Source organism: Lysinibacillus sp. FW12 (assembly GCF_050817245.1).
Classification (GTDB): Bacteria; Bacillota; Bacilli; order Bacillales_A; family Planococcaceae; genus Lysinibacillus; species Lysinibacillus irui.
On record NZ_CP139094.1, the window covers coordinates 2,748,646 to 2,770,984 of the forward strand.

At 42.1% G+C, this 22,339-nt stretch carries 21 protein-coding genes, 1 pseudogene and 1 riboswitch; of the genes and pseudogenes, 1 reads left to right on the plus strand and 21 read right to left on the minus strand.

The features are described 5' to 3' along the window. Positions 1-145 precede the first annotated feature (145 nt). From SJW71_RS14345 to SJW71_RS14430, 18 genes are all read right to left on the minus strand, one after another. Entirely contained in the window at positions 146-1,201 is a 1,056-nt protein-coding gene (locus SJW71_RS14345; RefSeq protein WP_431811072.1) for a hypothetical protein, read from the minus strand. Further along, the gene (locus SJW71_RS14350; RefSeq protein WP_431811073.1) at positions 1,198-1,596 is read right to left on the minus strand and encodes a hypothetical protein; all 399 of its coding nucleotides are present in this window, start codon (positions 1,594-1,596) and stop codon (positions 1,198-1,200) included. Before SJW71_RS14350 ends, SJW71_RS14345 begins: the two co-directional genes overlap by 4 nt. Further along, complete coding sequence (locus SJW71_RS14355; RefSeq protein WP_431811074.1) at positions 1,583-1,891, minus strand: hypothetical protein; 309 nt, start codon at positions 1,889-1,891, stop codon at positions 1,583-1,585. The genes SJW71_RS14350 and SJW71_RS14355 overlap by 14 nt, the downstream gene beginning before the upstream one ends. A 151-nt stretch (positions 1,892-2,042) precedes the next feature. After that, on the minus strand, positions 2,043-3,083 hold the full coding sequence (locus tag SJW71_RS14360; protein ID WP_431811075.1) for a ribonucleotide-diphosphate reductase subunit beta: 1,041 nt from the start codon (positions 3,081-3,083) through the stop codon (positions 2,043-2,045). A gap of 12 nt (positions 3,084-3,095) precedes the next feature. After that, positions 3,096-5,309, minus strand: coding sequence for a ribonucleoside-diphosphate reductase subunit alpha (locus tag SJW71_RS14365; protein WP_431811076.1), 2,214 nt, complete (start codon positions 5,307-5,309; stop codon positions 3,096-3,098). Between the two features lie 163 nt (positions 5,310-5,472). Next, positions 5,473-5,662, minus strand: a riboswitch (cobalamin riboswitch). Between the two features lie 109 nt (positions 5,663-5,771). Beyond that, positions 5,772-6,455, minus strand: coding sequence for a hypothetical protein (locus SJW71_RS14370; RefSeq protein ID WP_431811077.1), 684 nt, complete (start codon positions 6,453-6,455; stop codon positions 5,772-5,774). Further along, positions 6,452-6,946 carry an ECF transporter S component gene (locus SJW71_RS14375; RefSeq protein ID WP_313471548.1) on the minus strand — a complete coding sequence of 165 codons (495 nt, stop codon included), beginning with the start codon at positions 6,944-6,946 and terminating at the stop codon, positions 6,452-6,454. Before SJW71_RS14375 ends, SJW71_RS14370 begins: the two co-directional genes overlap by 4 nt. A 31-nt stretch (positions 6,947-6,977) precedes the next feature. Continuing rightward, entirely contained in the window at positions 6,978-7,370 is a 393-nt protein-coding gene (locus SJW71_RS14380; RefSeq protein ID WP_274796818.1) for a bifunctional adenosylcobinamide kinase/adenosylcobinamide-phosphate guanylyltransferase, read from the minus strand. After that, entirely contained in the window at positions 7,322-7,918 is a 597-nt protein-coding gene (locus tag SJW71_RS14385; RefSeq protein WP_431811078.1) for a histidine phosphatase family protein, read from the minus strand. The genes SJW71_RS14380 and SJW71_RS14385 overlap by 49 nt, the downstream gene beginning before the upstream one ends. Next, positions 7,891-8,667, minus strand: a complete 777-nt coding sequence (gene cobS, locus SJW71_RS14390) for an adenosylcobinamide-GDP ribazoletransferase (protein WP_431811079.1) — start codon at positions 8,665-8,667, stop codon at positions 7,891-7,893. The genes SJW71_RS14385 and cobS overlap by 28 nt, the downstream gene beginning before the upstream one ends. Before the next feature lie 20 nt (positions 8,668-8,687). Then, the gene (locus SJW71_RS14395; protein WP_431811080.1) at positions 8,688-9,263 is read right to left on the minus strand and encodes a bifunctional adenosylcobinamide kinase/adenosylcobinamide-phosphate guanylyltransferase; all 576 of its coding nucleotides are present in this window, start codon (positions 9,261-9,263) and stop codon (positions 8,688-8,690) included. 11 nt (positions 9,264-9,274) lie between these two features. After that, complete coding sequence (locus SJW71_RS14400) at positions 9,275-9,883, minus strand: histidine phosphatase family protein (protein WP_274796814.1); 609 nt, start codon at positions 9,881-9,883, stop codon at positions 9,275-9,277. After that, entirely contained in the window at positions 9,880-10,974 is a 1,095-nt protein-coding gene (locus tag SJW71_RS14405; protein WP_431811081.1) for a pyridoxal phosphate-dependent aminotransferase, read from the minus strand. Before SJW71_RS14405 ends, SJW71_RS14400 begins: the two co-directional genes overlap by 4 nt. After that, positions 10,961-11,917, minus strand: coding sequence for an adenosylcobinamide-phosphate synthase CbiB (cbiB, locus tag SJW71_RS14410; RefSeq protein WP_312506259.1), 957 nt, complete (start codon positions 11,915-11,917; stop codon positions 10,961-10,963). The genes SJW71_RS14405 and cbiB overlap by 14 nt, the downstream gene beginning before the upstream one ends. Next, positions 11,914-12,597, minus strand: a complete 684-nt coding sequence (locus tag SJW71_RS14415) for an adenosylcobinamide amidohydrolase (RefSeq protein ID WP_274796811.1) — start codon at positions 12,595-12,597, stop codon at positions 11,914-11,916. Before SJW71_RS14415 ends, cbiB begins: the two co-directional genes overlap by 4 nt. Before the next feature lie 204 nt (positions 12,598-12,801). Next, positions 12,802-12,987, minus strand: coding sequence for a hypothetical protein (locus SJW71_RS14420; RefSeq protein ID WP_016994978.1), 186 nt, complete (start codon positions 12,985-12,987; stop codon positions 12,802-12,804). Between the two features lie 104 nt (positions 12,988-13,091). Continuing rightward, positions 13,092-14,450, minus strand: a complete 1,359-nt coding sequence (locus tag SJW71_RS14425) for an aspartate kinase (RefSeq protein WP_274796810.1) — start codon at positions 14,448-14,450, stop codon at positions 13,092-13,094. A gap of 657 nt (positions 14,451-15,107) precedes the next feature. Beyond that, a complete protein-coding gene (locus tag SJW71_RS14430) occupies positions 15,108-15,860 on the minus strand; it encodes a glucose 1-dehydrogenase (protein ID WP_274796809.1) in 753 nt (250 codons plus the stop codon). A 204-nt stretch (positions 15,861-16,064) separates the two neighbouring features. Here SJW71_RS14430 and SJW71_RS14435 point away from each other — a divergent pair, with 204 nt between their 5' ends. After that, positions 16,065-16,676 (plus strand): TetR/AcrR family transcriptional regulator, encoded by a 612-nt coding sequence (locus SJW71_RS14435; RefSeq protein WP_274796808.1) that lies wholly within the window; start codon positions 16,065-16,067, stop codon positions 16,674-16,676. A 120-nt stretch (positions 16,677-16,796) separates the two neighbouring features. Here the strand turns inward: SJW71_RS14435 and SJW71_RS14440 are convergent. From SJW71_RS14440 to SJW71_RS14450, 3 genes and pseudogenes are all read right to left on the minus strand, one after another. After that, positions 16,797-17,588 (minus strand): annotated as a pseudogene (locus SJW71_RS14440) (nucleotidyltransferase). Positions 17,589-17,727: 139 nt separating this feature from the next. After that, positions 17,728-19,857: a DNA topoisomerase III gene (gene topB / locus SJW71_RS14445; RefSeq protein ID WP_431811082.1), complete on the minus strand. Its 2,130-nt coding sequence runs from the start codon at positions 19,855-19,857 to the stop codon at positions 17,728-17,730. Between the two features lie 280 nt (positions 19,858-20,137). Next, the gene (locus tag SJW71_RS14450) at positions 20,138-22,225 is read right to left on the minus strand and encodes a serine hydrolase domain-containing protein (RefSeq protein WP_431811083.1); all 2,088 of its coding nucleotides are present in this window, start codon (positions 22,223-22,225) and stop codon (positions 20,138-20,140) included. Between the last annotated feature and the right edge of the window lie 114 nt (positions 22,226-22,339).

Here is a 22,339-nt window from a genome sequence, read left to right on the forward strand (position 1 = left end):
TTTTTAAATCCCATTCGTTCCTCATTATAACTGAAAATCATTCCCATTTGGCAATAATTTTTCGAGTCACGTAATATTCTGGACTCGTCGGAATGGATGAGTGGGTTCTGACTTTTGAGCTGGGGCCATTCACTTTCGGGCGGAGTCAAGCCTTTGATGAGCGGGGTTCTCTCGCTTTGAGCGGATTCCTCCTTTCTTTGAGCGGCTGCTTCACATTTTTGAGCGGGGTTACCCTTCCTTTGAGCGCGGACCTCTCACTTATGAGCGGAGTCACCCTTTCTTTGAGCGGTTTCCTCTTTCTTTCGAGCGGTTTCCTCTTTCTTTCGAGCGGGTTCATCCTTTCTTTGAGCGGTTTCCTCTCATTTTCGAGCGGGGACAACCCTTTTTTGAGCGGTTGCTTCACACTTTCGAGCTGGTTCACCCTTCCTTTGAGCGGTTGCTTCTCATTTTCGAGCGGGGACAACCCTTTTTTGAGCGGTTGCTTCACATTTTTGAGCGGGGTTACCCTTCCTTTGAGCAGATTCACCCTTCCTTTGAGCGGTTTCCTCTTTCTTTCGAGCGGGTTCACCCTTTCTTTGAGCGGCTTCCTCTCATTTTCGAGCGGGGTTACCCTTTCTTTGAGCGGTTTCCTCTTTCTTTCGAGCGGAGTCACCCTTTCTTTGAGCGGTTGCTTCACACTTTCGAGCTGGTTCACCCTTCCTTTGAGCGGTTGCTTCTCATTTTCGAGCGGGGACAACCCTTTTTTGAGCGGTTGCTTCTCATTTTTGAGCGGGGTTACCCTTCCTTTGAGCAGATTCACCCTTCCTTTGAGCGGCTTCCTCTCATTTTCGAGCGGGGACAACCCTTTTTTGAGCGGGGTTACCCTTCCTTTGAGCGGTTTCCTCTCTCTTTCGAGCGGGTTCATCCTTTCTTTGAGCGGTTTCCTCTCATTTTCGAGCGGGGACAACCCTTTTATGAGCGGTTGCTTCACATTTTTGAGCGGGGTTACCCTTCCTTTGAGCAGATTCACCCTTCCTTTGATCAGATTCACCCTTCCTTTGAGCGGCTTCCTCTCATTTTCGAGCGGGGACAACCCTTTTTTGAGCGGGGTTACCCTTCCTTTGAGCGGTTTCCTCTCTCTTTCGAGCGGGTTCATCCTTTCTTTGAGCGGTTTCCTCTCATTTTCGAGCGGGGACAACCCTTTTATGAGCGGTTGCTTCACATTTTGAGCGGGGTTACCCTTCCTTTGAGCGGTTGCTTCTCACTTATGAGCGGGGTTACCCTTTCTTTGAGCAGTTTCTTCTCTCTTATGAGCGGGTTCACCCTTCCTTTGAGCGGTTGCTTCTCACTTATGAGCGGAGTCACCCTTTCTTTGAGCGGGGGCCTTTCACTTTCGAGCGGGTTTACCCTTCCTTTGAGCGGTTTCCTCTCACTTATGAGCGGGTTCACCCTTCCTTTGAGCAGTTTCCTCTCATTTTCGAGCGGGGACAACCCTTTTATGAGCGGTTGCTTCTCACTTTCGAGCGGGTTCATCCTTCCTTTGAGCGGTTTCCTCTCATTTTCGAGCGGGGACAACCCTTTTTTGAGCGGTTGCTTCTCACTTTCAAGCGGGTTCACCCTTCCTTTGAGCGCTTCCCTCTCTTTCGAGCGGATTTACCCTTCCTTTGAGCGGTGGCCTCTCTCTTTCGAGCGGATTTACCCTTCCTTTGAGCGGTTTCCTCTCACTTATGAGCGGATTCACCCTTTCTTTGAGCGGCTTCCTCTCTCTTTCGAGCGGGTTTACCCTTCCTTTGAGCGGGTTGCTCTCTCTTTCGAGCGGGTTCACCCTTCCTTTGAGCGGGTTTACACTATTTTCGAGCGGATTCACTTTTCCTTTGAGCGGTTGCTTCACACTTTCGAGCGGAGTCCCCACCTTTCATGTAGGCTACTCTCTTCAAAGAGGAGGCCACCCTTCCACCGAGCCAATCAACCAATATCGAGCGAACACTTCTCAACCTCGTAGCGATTCCACCCAAGTAAAACACCCCCATGCAAGTGGGCATGGGGGTGGTGTGACACGATGATTACAAATCATCAAAGCCGTTATCTTCGACGTTGACTTTGACATATTGGCGGGAGCGTTGCTCGAAGAAGTCGGTTTTGCCAAGGTCTACATCTTCATAGGCTTTAATCCATTTTAATGGGTTTTTACGATAGCCCTCGAATGGACGGTCTACGCCAAGCTGATTACAGCGAACATTGGCATAGAAGTGGACATAATTATGGACGTCCTCAACATCAAGGCCTTCAATTTTATCGCCGATGACTTCATTGGCCCAATCGATTTCTAGTTGAACGGCTTCGCGGAAGATTTCCTGAACACGAGCCTGACGTTCAGGTGTATCGTATTCTGGATATTCCTCTAATAGTTCTTGATAAATTTTCACAAATAAATCGACATGGAGCTGCTCGTCACGATTAATATAATTGATCATTGTAGACGTAGCGACCATTTTTTGATTGCGTGCTAAATGATAGAAGAAGGCAAAGCCCGAATAGAAGAATAAGCCCTCTAAAATGACATCATAAATAATGGCCTCAAGCATATTTTCGACAGTCGGCTCCTCTGAGAAAGCCTGGTAGCCTTTTATAACAAAATCATTGCGTCGTTCTAGAACGGGCTCTGTACGCCAAAAATCAAAGGTACGATCCTGCTCATCCTTGTTGACGATACTGGAAAGCACATACGAATAGGAATGATTATGAATAACCTCTTGCTGCGCTAAGATAATCATTAACGCATTTAAACTAGAATCTGTTAAATAATCGGCTACCTTGCCTGCAAAATCAGTTTGCACACTATCTAATAGCGCTAATAAACCGATAATTTTTAAAAATGATTCTTGTTCATCTTTCGTCAGCTCAGGGAAATGCTTAACATCATTGCTCATATTAATTTCAAATGGTGTCCAGAAGTTTCCTAGCATTTTTTTATATTTAGGGTACGCCCAGCTAAAGCGGACATCATCCCAGTTTAAAATATTGGAGGAGCGCCCATTAACGATACCTGTAGAACGGTTAGGTGCTTCCTTATCCATAATTTGTCGTTTCGTAATCGTTGTCATTGTTTTTTCCTCCTAGCTTGCACAAGACTCACATTCTAATAATTCTACTGATGTGGAGCGTACATAATAGGTCGTTTTCACACCACTTGCCCAAGCATTCATATGCAGTGCCAGTAAATCCTTCGCTTTAATCGTATTTTGAACATATAAATTCAGTGAAATGCCTTGGTCAATGTGGCGAGCACGGGCTGCATTTTGTTTGATTGTCCAATTTTGATCGATGAAATAAGCTGATTTATAGTACCAAGTCGTTACGGGTGATAAATCTGGTACCGTTACAGGAATTTTGTAATCCTTCTTCTCTTCTGAGTAGCTCTTTTGGAAAATCGGATCAATTGACGCCGTACTTCCTGCTAGAATCGATGTCGATGAGTTAGGGGCTACTGCCATAACATAGCCATTTCGCATTCCCTCTTTCGCCACTGCCTCACGTAAAGCATTCCATTTGTCGCTGTCATAGCCGCGCTTTTCAAAATAGGCACCTGTTTGCCAATCAGAGCCCTCGAATAATGGATACGCTCCTTTTTCGCTTGCTAAAGCGTTAGAGGCACGAATTGTTAGGTAGGCGATGTCCTCATAAAGCTTGTCCGCAAATTCTACAGCTTCATCTGATTCCCACTGAATTTCCTTTAAGGCTAATAAATGATGCCAGCCAAATGTGCCAAGTCCAATACCACGGTAGCGTAGGTTCGTACGCTCTGCTTGTTTCACAGGGATAGTATTTAACGCAATAACATTATCAAGCATACGTACCTGAATCGGAATTAACCGCTCTAAGACATTAGCAGGCACGGCTCTTCCTAGATTAATAGAGGACAAGTTACAAACCACAAAATCTCCAGGCTTGCGACGAGTCACGATAACATCGTCTTCTAATGTAATGGATTCAAACTCTGTAGCAGACATATTCTGGAATATTTCTGTACACAAATTCGAACTATAAATCATTCCTTCATGCTTATTCGGATTCATGCGGTTCACTTCATCTCGGTAAAACATGAATGGAACGCCAGTTTCGAGTTGTGAGCGCATAATACGCTTCATAATATCGATGGCTGGTACTACTTCACGGCTTAATAATGGATTAGCAATACATGCTGCATATTTCGTGCGGAAGGAGCCATTGCCCTTTGTTTCATCGTAGAAATCCTCTAAAGAGAAGCCCATCACTTCACGTACTTCATGTGGATCAAATAAGTGCCATTCTCCACGGGCTTCTACTGTTTCCATAAATAGATCTGGTAAGCATAGCCCTGTGAAAATATCATGGGCACGTAGTCGTTCATCACCATTGTTTAAGCGTAAATCTAAAAACGTAAAGACATCCTTATGCCACACATCAAGATAAACCGCGATGGCTCCTTGACGTTGCCCTAGCTGATCGACAGAGACAGCCGTATTATTGAGCTGCTTAATCCACGGTAGCACACCACTTGATGCACCTTTGAAGCCTTTAATGGACGAGCCACGGCTACGAATTTTGCCCATGTAAACGCCTATACCACCACCATATTTAGACAATGTTGCGACATCCGTATTCGTATCGTAAATGCTTTGTAGGCTGTCATCCACTGTATCGATGAAGCAACTTGAAAGCTGACCATGTGTCTTACCAGCATTTGATAGTGTCGGTGTTGCAACAGTCATATATAAATTACTCATCGCCCAGTAAGCTTCTCGCACTTTTTCTAGACGATTTTCTGTTTCATCTTGCATTAATGTCAGGGCAATGACCATCCAACGCTCTTGTGGGAGCTCTACAGGTGTTTTTGTATAATCACGCACAACATAACGATCCATTAATGTCTTCAAGCCAATATACGTGAATAACTCGTCACGACTAGGCTCTAAATAGCTGGCTAATTGTTGAAGCTCCTGCTCACTATATTTCGTTGTTAAGCTTTCATGATATAAGCCCGCTTCCGTGTAGTGCGCAAGATGAGCTGGAAATTCCTGATAAACATCCTTTGGTGAAACCCCACGTCGCGTTGCAAATTGATCGTATAATTTTTCTAAATAAATGTGTGCAGCCACAAATGTCCAATAGGGCTCTTCCTCATCAATTAGGCTAAGTGTTTGTAAAATCATCGCATCCGCCCATGCTTCAAATGTGGCATTGTCGTTTTTTCGTAGCCAACGATCCGATAACCTTACAAAGCTTTCAAGCTCATCCTCCGTATAACTATTTTTTAACTTAGCTAGTTGCTGTTCGATTTGAATTGTCATGTACACATTCGCTCCCTTTCTTTCTCCAAGCAACACAAAAAGCGATCACGCAACATCTATCGGTTACGTGATCGCTGTAAAATCGGAAATGGAAATGAAGGACGTGCACACAAAGAAGTGAACAAATCTCTCGCCTCCACTTCTCAATCCCCGAAGAATGTGTTGCTGTCTTGAACATCTCGGCAGGTCTCCTGGCTCATGCTTCCTCCAAATAATCACCTTCCCGTTTTTTCAACAGTGGTCTCTTGATTATTTGTCAGCACTTACAGTTGCGGGGACAGCTTCGGCTTAAGATGACTCTTGTTCCGAATTCCCTTTTAAACCATATTGGTACCGCTTGTCCAAATACTATATATTGTGTTTTAACTCCTAAACAAATCTAACATATTGTGTTTCGTGTTGCAATAGGTGTTTCGTACCTTGCGATTTTTAAGGCAGCCCTTTTGCTCGAAACAAGCCCTATTACGGTGCAGTTTTGCGTAGTTTTTCAAAATTTCTTTGGAAAAAATTTTGTGCCTGCTGCTCTTTTTTAGGATCGATGCCAAGCAAAATGACCGAACAAGGACCTGCTGATTTGGTCAGATCAAGCGAACTTTCAACTAGTTGCTGTCCAAAAAGACGCGCTAATTCGCCTTGTAGCCCCTTTGACCCGACTGGCCAAACTTGCTGCACGATCTCCGCCTGCCATGCCTGAAAAATGGGCTGAAGCTGTGCAACGTCTTCTGGATGCGCTAACACTTCTTCCCCTACAAGCGGCAAGCCATAAGTGTACCAGCTGAGCTGTTCATGGTCAAATGGTTGACGTTGTTGTATTTCCCCAAGCATCGTAATGGCTACACCTGACTGTAGCGTGGGCATATTCGATTCCGTACTTCCTGCGATTGCAGGACAGGCTATACCAGTTTCCTCAAACACCTGTTGAATACCTCTTTCATAACGTGTCCATGCCGTATCACCAGAGAAATTAGCGAGTAAAACTTGGCAAGGTAATGCCTGTGCCGCAAGCTGCTCTAAAAATGTCACACGTGCTGTCATGTAAGCTGTTAGTTGGTCAGATGCTGACACTACATCTTGTGGCTTTTCCCCAATGGCTGCCGCATTATCCATTGTCACAATAAACGTGCCCACTTTCATAGCATTTCTCATTGAACGCGACCTTCCTTACGCAAAAAGACCTTTGATAAAACAGGCATCACTACTGCAACAATGACTAGGTTAATAACAGTTGCCATAAGAATGCTACCTAATGCACCCCAGAAAAAGGCGGGGCTTATTAAAAAATAAAAAGGTAATGGTGCCACAATGCCATTCAATACGAGTGCCACTGGCCATTTCCAAACATGTAGACCTTTTCTATGCATTACGCCAAAGATCCACACGACTATGAACATTTCGATCGCGATGATAAGATGTAGTGGTCCTAATGGAAATCCAGCAGTCAACGCTGTAATAAAATGACCGATAAATCCAGCAAGACCTGCAAAAAATGGGGATAAAAAGACTACGCCCAAAAAGGCAGGAGCCGAGTCGAGTGCAGCAGTCGAAATAAATGCCGGCACCTTAATAACTGCCCCTACTGCACAAATGGCTGCTACCATTGCTGTCAATATCCAATTCCTTAATCTTTGTCGATCCATTCCATGTCCTCTTTTCTGTAGTATGTTTACCTCACTTCAGCTGTTCGGCAAGTCCGTACCAAATACGTACAACTTGCTCGGCTTCAATGAATAAAGCCTGATATAAACGACCACATGTATCGCGTAAGAGTCGCGCTTGTTTGTCTATTGGCACAACACCGCGCCCCATATCGTTAACAATGAGCGCTAGCATACAGTGCTGTTCAAGCCTCCTGAAGGTTGCAAGTACCGCTTGAACCACTTGGTCATCGTCCTCTAGATTTTGAGTCATCAACCAGTTTTCTAAATTTCTAATCACTAGCACTTCACAGGCTGGTGCGATCTCTGGTAGATTGCCATCGACAAGGGCGACCTGTCGCTCTTTATACAAGCCCATCACATAGTCGGTTTTACCGTTATAGGCTCCTCCAATAAAGACGTGCATCTTGCTCCCTCCTCCCAAGCCTTTCTTGTAAACGTTAAAATAAATTGTTTGTCATGTGGTACATCATACGACCAAAAAGGCTGTTCTGTTGGGGCATAGGCCACGAGTAAGGCACGAATGACCCCGCCATGCACCACTAAAGCATACTGATCCTCATCCTTCGGTAAATGGCTAAAGCCTTCCACAGCACGTGCCACAAAGTCATGAAAAGCCTCTCCTTGTGGTGGTGGCGTCTTAATCGGATCATCTAGCCATGCACGATAGTGAGCATTCGATTTTAATTCATCATATGTTTTCCCTTCAAATGCACCAAAGTTCGTCTCACGAAAGCGAGCATCTGCTTGATAGCTTGCGTTCGGAAAATAATGAGCAGCGGTTTCTCGACAGCGCCGTAAATCACTACCATATACGTTTGTTACAGCATCATCCACCATAGAAAGCGTGGTTGGATCAGCTAATGGGGCATCTGTCCAACCAAGATAGCGTTTTTCTAGATTCTCCTTTGTTGGCGCATGCCGAATCAAGCGCACAGTAACAATGTCACCCATAGCACAACCTCCATCCCTTCAATAGATGCACCAAGTAAATCCCCTGATACACCACCAAAATTACGTAGCGTAAATTGTCTAAAAATCAACAGTGCGAATGCTAAAACAATAACTAATACAATGGGCAGCAGAGAGAATTGAGTAAAAATGACAACAACCGCCAGAGCTATGCCCAGTGATAACAGCATGAACACTTTTAAGAGACTTGCGTGAATATGGGATTTAAAAAAATACGCGAGACCTTTTTCTTTCGAACAGTCGAGGGACAGAAAATAAAAGCTCATCCCAACTCTAGTGAGAAAAGGTACAAACAGCACCATCCATAAGGCGAATTTGTGTTGGACGAAAAGCTCATGGAGGACAACAAATTTCCCCATTAGTAAAAACAGCACAGACAATACACCGAAAGCGCCAACACGTGGGTCGTCTAAAATTTCTACCCGCTTGTCCCGATCTCGGTAGGAAAAATAAGCATCACCCATATCAATAAAGCCATCTAAATGCAAACCACCAGTCCATAAGGCAAAAAGCGCTATGATTATAAAAGCTAGCATGACCTCACTGCTCGCTGTCCACTGTGTGAGACCGTAGAGTACTGCTGCCACAGTTGTTCCCATTAACGCTCCTATCCAAGGTAAACAGGCAAACATCCCTGTAATCGTTGGCCTAGTTAACGGTAGCTCTTTATGTACTGGCAAAACCGTAAAAAATTGAAATGCCAATTGTAGGCTATGCCAAACAGTTTTCATCGTCTTGCCTTCTTTCTTGATTATTTCCATCTCTTTACAATACCATAATTCATTTCATAGGCCTCCTGTGCAATGGCAACGAACCATTGATGCCATTGGCCGAGTGTTCGTCGGTATAACTCTACTTCATCACTATCATATGGTGGCTCATCAAATAGTTCATTGGAGACAACTAAAAAAGTCACATCCTTATTTAGTAATGAAAGGATGGCCTGTTTGATGTTCACTAGCTTGTTTTCTAAACAGCCTGGCTGTTCTATACATGGCGTACCACTGTCAAAGCCCTCATAAAAAGCATTTGTTAGCCACGTTGTCACGCAGTCCCACAGCACCACATCCCCATCTTGGAGTGTTGCTAAAACCTCTGCCATGTCATAGGGTGCCTCCACCGTTAGCCACTGCACAGGTTGTGCCTGCCGATCTGCCTGATGTCGGTCAATCCGCTTAGCCATTTCACGATCTAAGGCGATGCCAGAAGCCAGATAAATTAAACGTTTTGTGGGACCTAGCTGTGCTTGGTAATGCTGAATCGCTGTTCGCTCAGCAAAATGGGATTTCCCACTACGAACACCACCTGTAATAAAAATGAGTGGCATCAGGACACCTCCTATTGTAAATGATGAAGATTGCCAATTTCTTTCACAGCCCATTGTTGCTCTTGTCGTTCAATCACTGTCACACTTGTTCCATGAATGTATGGGGCTGTCCATAGCTCACTTATACTTCTCTGTAAAATAGCGTTAACGATACATTTAATGGTTACTGCATGAGAGACAATGAGAACCGTTTCATCGGGATGTTGATCCGCTATTTTCTTTAATGTAAACATGGCTCTTTCTGTCACAGCACCAAAGCTTTCCGTATGTGTTGCAACAAACTGTGCTGGGTAATTAGTATAGAGCTCATAATCAAGCTTATGATTGGCGAGAATGTCTTCAATTGTTTGGCCTTGCCAATCCCCTAAATAGATTTCACGTAAATCATCCTCATAAATAATCGGAAGCTTGCGCTTAGTGGTCAAAATGTCCATCGTCTCCCTTGCACGTCCACTTGAGCTACAATAAGCAGCTGCAAACTGAATAGGCTGGAGTTGCTTGTGAAGTCTTTGTGCTGCTGCTCTACCATTTTCCGTTAATGGAGAGTCCAGCCAGCCCTGTAGTCGTTGCTCTTGATTCCATTGTGTTTCCCCATGTCTTACTAGATAAAAAGTTGTCACTTTTCTCTCCCCTTATTTGCGTTAAACCAAGCTTGCAGACAATTATGTAAAGAAGTCATGGCCGCAATATCTTTTATCCCTATACGGAACCATTCACCCTGTAACCCTTGAAAGTTTTTTGTATGACGTAAGACAACCCCTTGTCCAAGGCAATACGTGAAAAAGGGATCGGCCTGCTGTCCTTGTGGTAACGTGAAGCACACATAATTCGTCACACTGTTCGTTACTTGACAGCCGTTTTCTTGTAAATACTGATGTAATCGCCCTCTTTGTGTTGTCGCATAGGCAATCGCCTGCTGACAATACTGCTGTTCATCTAAACAGCCTGCACCAATCACAAGTGCAAAGGCATTTAAATTCCAATGAGGCAGCATGTCCTTTAAAGTGCTTACAATGGAAGAATGCGCGACTAAATAACCAAGTCGTAAACCTGGAATCGCATACATTTTGGTCATCGAACGCACCACTATCACATGTGGATTTTGCGCGCAATGATGAATCATAGAATACGCTTCACCCACCCAATCCATAAAGGCCTCGTCGATCACAAGCTCACAGCTAACACTTCTTCCGTGCTCCACTAAAGCGAGTAAATCTTCTTTTTTCGGTAATACCCCTGTTGGATTATTTGGCGTACAAATATAAAGAGCGTCCGCCTTCTCCATTTCCTGCTTGAGCACATCCATTGGCAATGTGTAATGAATAAAATCAGTCACCAAAATAGGCACAATATCCGCACCTGCAGCCCGCAAAGTTCGCTCATATTCAGAAAAAGTTGGATGTACGATAATGACACGTTTGCCCGCATAGCGTCTTGCTACTACACTAAAGAGCTCTGATGCCCCATTGCCTAGTAAAATCGTCTCCTTTGCGACCTGATGAAAAGCAGCAACCTTCGTTAAAAAAGGCTCGCCATCAGGATCTGGGTAGCGCTGAATAAGCGAATAAAGTGTTCGCCAACGAGCCTCTACAAAGGCTGGTGGTCCCTCAGCATTGACATTTTCGCTAAAATCATAAACTACTTCTGGCATCGTTAAGCCTAATTGCTGATAGACATTGTGCGGATTTGCTCCGTGATTAGGTAATGGCATAAATAAGCACCTCCACAGCTAACATCACAAGCGTAAAGAGTATTGTGGCAATACGCATATGAATAATAGATGTTGCAATATGTTCCTTCGTCAAAGGGACTAATTTTTCTCCCATAATAGCCCTATGAGAGACAACCCCCTGATACGTATTTTTCCCACCAAGCTGCACACCTAGCTGAACGGCCGTCGCTGCCTCTAAATAGCCACTGTTTGGACTTGGATGCTTTTTAGCGTCCTGTGCCCAAATCTTTAGCCGCTTGCCAAGCGTTCGATCAGTTTCATTTTTCGTGCCAAGGACAATAAGGAAGCCTGTCATTCGACTTGGAATAAAATTCAATACATCATCGAGCTTTGCCGAGAACATTCCAAAGTCTTTGTATTTGTCATTTTTATAGCCAACCATTGAATCTAATGTATTGACAGCCTTATAGCCCCATAAACCAATTGCACCAAATAAGAAGGCATAAAAAAGTGGAGCTGTCACACCATCGCTTGTATTTTCAGACACCGTTTCTACTACACCACGCACAATCTCATCTTCTCCCAGCTTATCGGTGTCACGACCGACAATCCACGACAGCTTGACACGTGCCTCTGCAAAGTCACCTTTAACAAGTGGCTCATATACAGCCATCGCAGCCTCCTTCAAGCTCCGCTGAGCGAGGCCAATCCCAATGAGAAGTCCCTCTACAAGGATGCCAAAAATAATACTTACCTGATAGCTAAGAAGCAAAATCAATGTCACCACAAACATGGTCGTGCCTACGACTGCAAGAGCCATCACCATGCCACGCAGCTTTCGCCATTTGCCCTTATTCCAGAGCGCCGTTTGCGATTGAATCAAGTGTCCAATCCAGCGTACAGGATGAGGGAGTTTAGGAGGGTCTCCTACGAGTAAATCCAACAAAAGCCCAATGATACAGGCAATTACGATAGCCATCATAAAGCCCTCTCCTCTTTATCTTTTTTGTATTTGCTGATCGCCTCACGCATTGTCTCATAGACACCGTAACCGATGACCTTACCAAGCATGGTAATAGGACCAGCATATTGATGAAAGTCTCCCTCTTCTGTTGAAGCGATCAACAAGCTATCAGTAGAAGTACCTGTAGCTTGTGTGCCTGTTGTTGGGTCTGTAATCCCTTCATCCATTAACGCTTTGACCTTGGCTTCCGTTGTTGAAATCATGGCTTGAAATAACGCTTCATCAGATAGTTTTCCATTAATGACTAGCCATGTATTAATGGTGCCTGCATGGTACTGCTCCTCCCGATGAAAAGCCCGCGTAATATCCACCGCATTTCCTAATCCCGCAGTAATCATAACGACAAGCTGAATACCTTCATATGTAAAGTCACGAATGGTCGCAAACTTGGCCTGGACTGCCGTCATCATCGCCACCGTGTTGTCTAACGGAAAGTGTTGTGCCTGCAAATACTGCTGTAATTCAAGATGTGGCTGTCGCTCATCATAGGTAATAGGCACCGTTCGATTCAGTAAATGGGTATAATGACCAAAGCCAGGATTATGCATGGCTGAGGATACAACCTTCATGGGTGAATCGGTTTGTAGGGCCACATATTGGTCAAAAATTTGAATGCAATCCTTTGTCAGTATAGGCAATCGATCGCCTCCTCGCGATAAATATGGAATAGAACATAAAAAAACAAATTCTTACAAAGAAGAATTTGTACTGTCGATTCTTTATTAAAATTTGAACCTTCTGAACGTTTGTACAGAATAACAACTTCATAATACTCAAATTATTTATTTTCTTTGAAATTGTATCATAACTTTGCCTATTGCCACAATTCCATTTTCAAAGCGTTATTGTTGCTTCTGTTTCAGATTTTTAAAGCGGATCACAGAGCCAATAATAATAAAGACCCAACCAATGCCTATGTAAACAATTTTCATTGTTTTTGTCGACGACGGTAAAATATCCATAATCGTTAAACAGACAAAAAGTATCCCAATAATCGAAAAAAGCATACCAATTGTTAAATTCTTCACGAAAAACCCTCCCAACTATGTACGCCCTCGATTTTACCGTATTCTCAGCAAAAAGAAAACACTAATCCAAGCTAGAAAGTCTTGGATTAGTGATGATTGTGTCATTATGCATTCGCATGCGCAAAAAATTCTTCATAAAGCGCTTGTAAAATGCGGTTTTCATATTCCTGAAGGACACCGAACACGAGGCTCACTTCAGAAGAACCTTGATTGATCATTTCAATATTTGCGCCAGTTCTTGAAATCGCTGTGGCAGCACGGGCAGCTAATCCTGTATTATGACGCATCCCTTCGCCAACAATCACGATCATTGAAAAACCGTGACGCATTTCTACATACTCTGCATGCAGCTCTTCTTTTACACGACTAATAATACGTGCTTCATTTTCTGGTGTTAGTTGATTTGAACGCATGATGACAGAAATATCGTCTAAACCAGATGGTGTGTGTTCATAAGAAATATTTTCATCTTCTAAAATTTGGAGTAGCTTTCGTCCAAAGCCTACTTCGCGATTCATCAAATATTTAGAGACATATAAAGTTGAAAAGCCACTGTCTGCCGAGATACCTGTAACTGGACGACCTGTTGCAGGACGGCTTGGTACAATACGTGTACCTGGGGCTGATGGATTATTTGTATTTTTTATGTTAACTGGCACCCCAATCTTGTAGACAGGCATTAACGCTTCATCATGGAACACTGAAAAGCCTGCATATGATAATTCGCGCATTTCGCGATACGTAATTTCTTTAATTTCCACTGGATCATTGACGACTTTCGGATTCGCAGAGAACACACAATCCACATCCGTAAAGTTTTCATAGAGCTCCGCTTCAACAGCTGCTGCTAAGATGGAGCCTGTAATATCAGAGCCACCGCGGTCAAATGTTCGCAATACGCCCGCTCTAGTGTAACCGAAGAAACCTGGGAAAACAATAATTTCTTTTGTATCTTTTAAAGGGGCTAAATTAGCATACGCTTCTGGTAAAGCAAATGTTCGTTCAGGTAAATCATTTACCACTAGCCCATCTTTAGGACTGACATAGCGTGCGGGCATACCAATCGCGTTAAAATAGGCAGCAATGAGCTTGGCGTTATTATCTTCACCTGCCGCTTTAATGCTATCGATGAATAATTCCACGTTCGTTTTGTCACCTTGTACACGTTCACGTAAATCTTCCGCAATCACGTCACAAATGGCATAATCTATCCCCAAACCATCCGCAATCGCTCTAAATCGATCCACAACAGTCTGCAATTTTTCTTCCGTATTCTCTTGTTGTAACGCTGCATTTGCTAATTGTATTAATAGGTCTGTTACTTTTATATCGTCACCAGAACGTTTCCCTGGTGCTGAAACGGCAACGATCTTACGTGCCGGATTAGATTTCACAATGTTTGCCACTTTTTGAATTTGTTCTGCGCTTGCTACAGATGTTCCACCAAATTTACACACGATCATATCTATCAAATCCTAACTTTTTCAAATTAATTGTATGCCTTCAAAAAACAATTGAATGTACACAGTGTACAAATTATCGTTTCCTACGTCAATACAATTTAAAAAATTCACGCAATTTATCGAGAAATATGGACATTTTTCGTACTGTTTGATTTATTATACGGATTTCATATGAAATAGTTAAGGTTTTTGTGAATTTTTTTTCGTGACGTTCACATAATCGTGAAATTTTCCGTTCTGACTTTCTTCTATATAAATGAAGAAAACGCTTTCTCCCCCTATGATATGCACAATTATCCACTATGTTTGTGCTCTTTTGCCTGTTCACAACGTTGATTTGAATGGGATTTTACTTCTAGCGTGTGGATCTGATTTCGTGGGTATTCGCTTTACTCCCGCGGGGATTCACTTCGCTTCCGCTAGTATTCACTTCCCTTCCGCGGGTATTCGCCTCGCTTCCGCGGGTATTCACTTCCCTTCCGCGGGTATTCACTTCCCTTCCGCGGGTATTCGCTTCGCTTCCGCGGGGATTCACTTCTCTTCCGCGGGGATTCACTTCGCTTCCGCGGGTATTAGCCTCTCTTCCGCGGGTATTCACTTAATTCAACAAAAAAACTAGGCTCACGTTGCGTGTCGCCTAGTTTTTCTTGTACTCTATTAAATTGCTGTCCAGCCGCCATCGATGACTAGCTCTGCGCCTGTCATGAAGCGGGATTCGTCAGATGCTAGGAAGACTACGCCATACGCTACATCTTCAGGTTCACCGAAGTATGGTAGTTGTGTGTAAGTTTGATAGAATGGCAGTGCACCGCCCTCTTCCATGGTAGGTGCTACCATTGGTGTAACGATAATACCTGGGTGCACAGAATTTACGCGAATTTTATCTTTGCCGTATTCGATCGCAGCCGATTTAGAAAGAACGCGTAGTGCGCCTTTTGCTGCGGTATAGGGGCTTGTCCCAGCCATTCCTACGATACCACCGATCGAAGAAATATTGATGATGGAGCCGCCACCAGCTTTTTGCATTTCAGGAATGACATATTTCATACCGATGATACAGCCATTAAGGTTAATGTCCATGACTTTATTCCATTCATCCATTTCCATATTAGCAATTGTTTTTGGTGATGAAACGCCTGCATTGTTTACAAGAACATCCACCTTACCATAAGCCTTCACAGCCTCTGCGATTACTGCCTTCCACTCATCTTCAGAAGTCACATTATGTTGAAGACCAATAATCTCTCCGCCGTTTTCTTTAATTTCTTTAACTAAGTTGTTCAATGGCTCGATTTGTACATCTGTTGCAATCACCTTTGCCCCTTCTTGAGCAAATAATTTTGCCTCTGATGCGCCCATTCCCATTGCCGCTCCTGTAATAATTGCTACTTTCCCATTTAAACGACCCATATTAAAACTTCCTTTCCTTTATCTATAAATGAACAATTCGTGAACATGTTAACAACTAGTTGTATTATCGACACCGTGTCGTTAATATAATTATAACCTGCTATTTGAAAAGGGCAAACAACAGCGAACGCGAATGTGACGCTTTCGCAACAACTTAATTTAAAACGTTGATTAAATCGATCATTTAATACAAGGAGCTTAAAAATGTCGAAAAAAATGGATCCACGCGTAATAAGAACACGCCAATTATTGAGAGATGCACTGGTGGAATTAATCGATGAACAAGGCTATGAGAAAATTACAGTACAAGATATTACAAAACGAGCCACTTTAAACCGAGCTACTTTTTATTTACATTTTCGCGATAAATTAGACCTTCTTTATCAAAGCTCTATGGAAACTTTACAGCAATTAGTTCGTTGTATTCACCCAAATTTTGAAGAGAAAAAGGAGTTTGATTTATTACCTAATTACGATCAGCCACACGACACATTTATGCGTTTGTTTGAGCAAATTGCATCAAATAGTAAGCTTTATAAAGTGTATCTTACGGAAAAAAATATCCCTTATTTTTCTGATGGCCTAAAAGACATTATTATTAATTTTGTCTCAAGTGGTATTCAATTTATGGAGCCTGACGATCAAAAGCTGACAGTGCCCCGTGAGATGGCTGAACGTTTTTATGCTGCTGCCTTTCTCGAGGTGATTGTTTGGTGGTTAGAAAATGACATGCCGTATACGCCCAAATTTATGGCAACGCAGTTAATGCGTATTACTATTAAAGGCCCTTACATCAACAATCCCTTTGAAAAGTAAAATATTGTATTTAACTTCCGAATGGGTCTTCGATAATGCCATGAGCATTACTAAGAATGTTAAAATAAAAGGTAATCACAAGCGTGCATGTGATTACCTTTTTGTTATTCAACCAAACTATTACCATTTCAGCTTTAATTCTCTATTAGGGTTATGGCATTGTAACCATTTGTCAGCTTCACTGACCATCCACGACCCAAATTCATTTAAAAACAATAACAATTCGTTTGTATCTTTGATGGGTGTTATCGCATATTCAAGTGCCTTTCTCATGTCACTTTCCTTTTCAGGGAAACATTCCGAAAACAATTTGTAAGCGGGGTATAAATCCCTTGTATATGTGTTTTCCTTAGTTATGGTAAGTGCAAGTCCTGCTCTTACAATAATTTTCATAATCCATTTACAACAATCTTTAATATCCTCTACATCAGAATTGTGTGGTCATTCGCTAAAGCTTCGTTCGCTTTATATCTTGGTAATAGAGGTATTAAATCCTCTCCAAACACACATATACTATGGGTTTGGAGTATGAAACTAATGATTGAAAAAGATGTCGTATTTAAAATATCTTCTTTGCAGTAAACACTTAGTTCAATCCCATCGACACAAGTATGGTTCTGAGTTAATGCATCTTCCACTTCTTTTATCCGCTTTAACTGCAGTTTATTAGGTTTTTGCTTCGTAACCGCTATCGTGTCTAAGTCAGCTACTCCTTCAATACCTATCCCTTTTGGAATCGATCCCCTTATATACGCTATGTAAGTCATCTTGAAGAAGGGTGCAATACGTATGAACCACATCGTTTATTACAGGATGAAAAATTGGGTTGATTTTATTCCAATCTGAATGATTAATAATGTGTCCATCACTATCCGTAACACAGAAGCTTCCAATCTCTTTAATTGTAGTCATCACATTACTCCTTTTTTCCATATCACATAAAAATAGGATAGCATGTTCTATAGTGAACGAGCTATCCTACTTTCAAAATTGAGATAACCTTCAAAAACTACCCTTCAGCAAACTCATTCTTCAAAGCAAACATCAGCGTTTATTTTTCATTAAACTCAAATTCAATCTTTCCTTCTACCAAGCGGAGTGCCGCATTAAATGGTTTACCATTTTTTGATTTAAAGCCTTTCATCACGGCAGTTTTACCCATCTTGCATAAATCATGTATGTTCTTTTCCGTTAGTTTTTTTCCTAGTAGCCTTTCTGGGAACGTTTGCTTACAGCCATTTTTATAATTCGAACAGCCATAAAAGCTTTTGCGCAAACCTATTTTTCCTACTTTACATGTTGGACACGTCACAATCTCTTTCGCAGCAGCTGGTTTAAAGTGCTCAGCTTCAATTGTAAGTGACTCTAGCTGTTGAGGCACATCCTGTATTAATTGATTAATAAACTTGCCAATACTATCAATAAAATGCTTTGCAGAGCCTTCGCCACGTCCAATTTTATGTAAGTAAATTTCCCATTTTGCTGTCATCGATGGACTGGACAGCAATGTTCCTTCAATGGCCCGACATAAAAGCTCTCCTTTTGGCATTATGCTCACAATGTTTTTTCGTACTTCAATAAATCCATGCTTTTTAATCGTCTCAATTATGCCGCTCCGAGTTGCTTCTGTCCCAATACCTTCAATCGATTTGAGTACCTCGATTTCTTCTTCATTCTCCACGGATTTACCACATGTTTTCATCATCGTAATGAGTTGCCCTTCTGTATAGGGCTTAGGAGGGGTTGTTGTGCCTTCTAAAATAGCGACCTGACATTGTACCATTTCATCTTTGCTTACGACAGGTAATGACTCGTCACGAGCCTGCACGTCTTTATCACTTGAAAACAACTCTTTCCAGCCTTTTACAAGCTCCGTTTTCCCTACCGTTTTAAATTCTACATTTTTGACATTTGTGATAATCGTTTTTTCATCGTATTCATAATCTTGGTGAAACATGGCCAGTGTCGTATTGATGATTTCGAAATAAACATTGCGTTCATCCGTATTCATCGATTGTAGCGCTTTTTCTGTCGGTACCTTTCTCGTTGGAATTATGGCATAATGCTCCCCAACGTTGGCATTGTCGACGTAACGTTTGTTTGACCCTCGATTGATCGTATGAAAGGACTTCCCTACAAGCTTTTGATAGTTACCCAGAGATTCATTTAAATAGGCAAACTCATTTTGCGTAATGAGCTGTGAATCGGTACGTGGGTAAGAAACAAGCTTTTTCTCATAAAGTGATTGCGTAAGTTTCAACACATAGGACGGACTATATTTCCAACGTTTATTGGCAGCTGCTTGTAATGTGGATAGTGCATGTAGTTTGGGCGGTGCAATCCGTTTCGTTTTGTTCGTGACACTCGTAATTTGACCTATATCCATTGGTTCAATCCCATGTTGTTGCAGGAATTGCACGGCCTCTGCACGCTCTTTTGTTTTTAACTTGGCCTTCCCCTTGTACACACCATTCTGCGCTTTAAAAACCCCTTCAATTTCATAAAAATGTTCAGGCTTGAACTGTTCAATTTCCTGCTGTCTTTTATAAATTAGATAGACGGTTGGCGATTGCACACGTCCAATGGAGATACTCCCCTTAAAGCCTTTCTTCTGTAAAAGTAGTGTATAGAGGCGACTACAGTTCATCCCTACGAGCCAATCGCTAATTTGACGCGTTTTTGCTTCTTGATACATCAGCAAATCACGCTCATTACTCTGCATATTATTAAAGCCTTTCCGAATTTCCTCCACCTCTAATGAATTGATCCATAATCGTTTCACAGGCTTATTTACTTTCGTCATTTTTAAAAGGGAGTAAAAGATATTTGAACCCTCACGCTCACTATCACAGCAGTTATAGATCATCGTCACTTGCGGATCATGAAAGATTTTTTTTACAGCATTGAACTGTGTATACATTTTAGAAACGACTTTATCTTCAAATTTCTGCGGAATGATCGGTAATGAGGACAGCGACCATTTCTCCCATTCCTTTTGATATTCTTTCGGTTCCTTTAACTCAACAAGATGACCAACTGCCCAGGTAATGATGGCTCCTTCAGGAAAAGTAGAACACGGTTCCAATTCAATAAATACTTTCTCTTTTTGTTTAATTTTAAATGCATCAGCATAGGCTCTTGCTTGAGAAGGTTTCTCTGCCAAAATGGCGATTTTCCCCATTGATCATCACATCTTCTTTTAAAAGTTTAGTATATTTTTCTAGAAAAACACAAAACCCAACTAATCAGATTAGTTGAGTTTAAAGTGAAATACTCTACTATTATTTTACTGTAAACAATATAAAATATCACTTACTAAAATCTTTGGACGAAGACCCTTCAAAATTTTTAATTTCCAATCGGGGGAGAAATATGCTTCGCCAAGAAATCAATCTGAAAGGATTAAACAAAACCAGCTAAACACTTTTTTCTGTAATAACTGGTTTTGTTTAGTATGGTAGCTAGTTTAGCGAGATGGTAAATTCCGAGTTAGGTGCGCCGGCAAATACAACCGTTCCGTTCTTCGGCAGTTTTACTTTGTTTTTGCCACTCACAACGGTAAAATTGACACATACTCCTGCCTCATCATATACCGCGAATGAACTTTTGGAAGGCAACGACACAGTCATCGTTTTTCCTGCTGCCGCTTGTGGTATTGTAAACCATTTAGCTTGACCATTTGCATGCAGTGTAACTTTGGATGATTGACCTGAATCAAGTGGTTTTAAATTTGACCCACTAACGTATAACAATCCGGCCATCTCCATATATTCAACACCGTCTTCAGTATAGAAACGAGCTTCTGTCATATCACGACCATTCATCACAGGAATCTGGAGTTGATGTCCCGCAGAGTTTGGGCCAGTAATTTTTCTGCTCTCCCAATAACCTTCAAAATTGTCATCGCGATTAATTTGTTTGATAAGCATCATTGGTAGAAGATATTGAGCAGAACTGAATTTCTCATTCACTAGATAAAACTTAACGCCCTCTCGCTTTGCCCATGCAGCAGCTGTTTCCTTCGACAGTACATTGTCTTCTAGTTTCTCAGCTAAATAGTGAGTCACCGCAACTTCCCCAAAACCTGGCGTTGTTTGATAGGTACTCTCTTTCAAATAAGTTCTTCCATTCTTCTCACTGATAAAGTTAAGCTTGGAGGTACCCTCCTCATTCATAAAGCTACCATCTGCGGTATATACAAATTTTTCTTCTGTATAATTTGGTAATAATAGTTCCCCATTCTTCGTAATTTCTATTTTGAAATGACCGTAACTATTACCATATAAGCCCGCTTTCTTTGCTACATCTTGAGGCATCTTTGCCTTGTTCGGCTTGCCAAAGGATTTGTTTGGCTTAATCTCGTTAATTGTACCCTTCTCTTTTAGGGCTGCGAGCAATAAATCATTAGCCATCATTTGATTTGTCACGCTGCTGCCACCTGATGATAATACAGCCACCGCCATTTTCTGTTCTGGAAGCACCACTAGTGAAGCATGTTGTAATCCCGTGTCGCCGCCTTTAGCCAAGCCCTTTATCCCATATTCACTGAATGGATAAAGCTTCACACTATCCCATCCAAGTCCATAGTTGATGCTATTATCTCCATCGCCTGGCCACATACCTTTTTTATATTCCTCTTGCTCCATCGCTTTGACTGCTTTATCAGAGAGGATTCCTTTTCCCTGCCCCATAAATAATTGTGAGAATCGCACCACATCCTCCGCAGTTGAAGAAATCCCTCCTGTGCCAATTACATTTACGGATTCAGCAGGAAGCTGCCCCTTGTATGTTGGAAAATAAAGGCCAGCCCATTTTGCATCTTCCCAATTATCCTGTGGCGTTTTTGTATGATGGAGCTTTAATGGTTCTGTAAACTGCTCGTGTAGAAATTCTGTAAAGCTTAAACCGCTAACTCTTTCAACTAAAATTTCGGCCAACGTAAAGCCATCATTACAGTATACTGAAAATGCACCAGGATCTGCTTTTAAGGTCTTGTCGGATAATTGTCGCAACAAGTTATCATGGGCATAGGTATCATTATCTTCAAATAAAAATGCATTAGTAAACATAGTACCTTGTATGCCGGAAGAGTGGTTCAATAACATACGCGGCGTAATAAGCTTATACCGCTCATCCTTCATCTTGAAATCTGGGACATAGTGGAAAACAGGCGTATCCAAATCGACTTTTCCTTCGTCAACCAATTTCATTACAGCTGCCGCTGTATATACTTTACTAACTGAGCCAATCCCATATAGCGTATCTTTGGTTAACGGCTGCTTCCCTTTTATTTCGTTCTTGCCGGTTTGACCCGACAAAACGATTTTGCCATTATCAATTAGCGCATACTGCAAACTAATTGTCTCATAGGATTTCATGAGTAATGCAGCCTTCTCTGCTGCAATCTTTTTCAATTCTTGGCTAGCCACTACTTCTTGACTAGCTACAATGGTAGTCTGACTGCTACTAGAAAACGCCATCGCGTTAGTTGGGAGGAATATCGTTAGCGCTAATGAAGCCGCTAACACCCCAGATAGTTTTCTTTTCATGACAGAATTGCCTCCTTGTTAGGTTTGCTTAAGATTATTAGGAACAACGAAAACTCTTTGTCGCCCTTATTAATCATTATATGTAACTAAAACCAATTACAGGAAAAAATAAAG

Coding starts and splice junctions, on each gene's coding strand:
- SJW71_RS14360 (WP_431811075.1), bottom strand. CDS start 3,083: ATGACAACGATTACGAAACGACAAATTATGGATAAGGAAGCACCTAAC.
- SJW71_RS14365 (WP_431811076.1), bottom strand. CDS start 5,309: ATGACAATTCAAATCGAACAGCAACTAGCTAAGTTAAAAAATAGTTAT.
- SJW71_RS14370 (WP_431811077.1), bottom strand. CDS start 6,455: ATGAGAAATGCTATGAAAGTGGGCACGTTTATTGTGACAATGGATAAT.
- SJW71_RS14375 (WP_313471548.1), bottom strand. CDS start 6,946: ATGGATCGACAAAGATTAAGGAATTGGATATTGACAGCAATGGTAGCA.
- SJW71_RS14380 (WP_274796818.1), bottom strand. CDS start 7,370: ATGCACGTCTTTATTGGAGGAGCCTATAACGGTAAAACCGACTATGTG.
- SJW71_RS14385 (WP_431811078.1), bottom strand. CDS start 7,918: ATGGGTGACATTGTTACTGTGCGCTTGATTCGGCATGCGCCAACAAAG.
- cobS (WP_431811079.1), bottom strand. CDS start 8,667: ATGAAAACTGTTTGGCATAGCCTACAATTGGCATTTCAATTTTTTACG.
- SJW71_RS14395 (WP_431811080.1), bottom strand. CDS start 9,263: ATGCCACTCATTTTTATTACAGGTGGTGTTCGTAGTGGGAAATCCCAT.
- SJW71_RS14405 (WP_431811081.1), bottom strand. CDS start 10,974: ATGCCATTACCTAATCACGGAGCAAATCCGCACAATGTCTATCAGCAA.
- cbiB (WP_312506259.1), bottom strand. CDS start 11,917: ATGATGGCTATCGTAATTGCCTGTATCATTGGGCTTTTGTTGGATTTA.
- SJW71_RS14425 (WP_274796810.1), bottom strand. CDS start 14,450: ATGATCGTGTGTAAATTTGGTGGAACATCTGTAGCAAGCGCAGAACAA.
- SJW71_RS14430 (WP_274796809.1), bottom strand. CDS start 15,860: ATGGGTCGTTTAAATGGGAAAGTAGCAATTATTACAGGAGCGGCAATG.
- SJW71_RS14435 (WP_274796808.1), top strand. CDS start 16,065: ATGTCGAAAAAAATGGATCCACGCGTAATAAGAACACGCCAATTATTG.
- topB (WP_431811082.1), bottom strand. CDS start 19,857: ATGGGGAAAATCGCCATTTTGGCAGAGAAACCTTCTCAAGCAAGAGCC.
- SJW71_RS14450 (WP_431811083.1), bottom strand. CDS start 22,225: ATGAAAAGAAAACTATCTGGGGTGTTAGCGGCTTCATTAGCGCTAACG.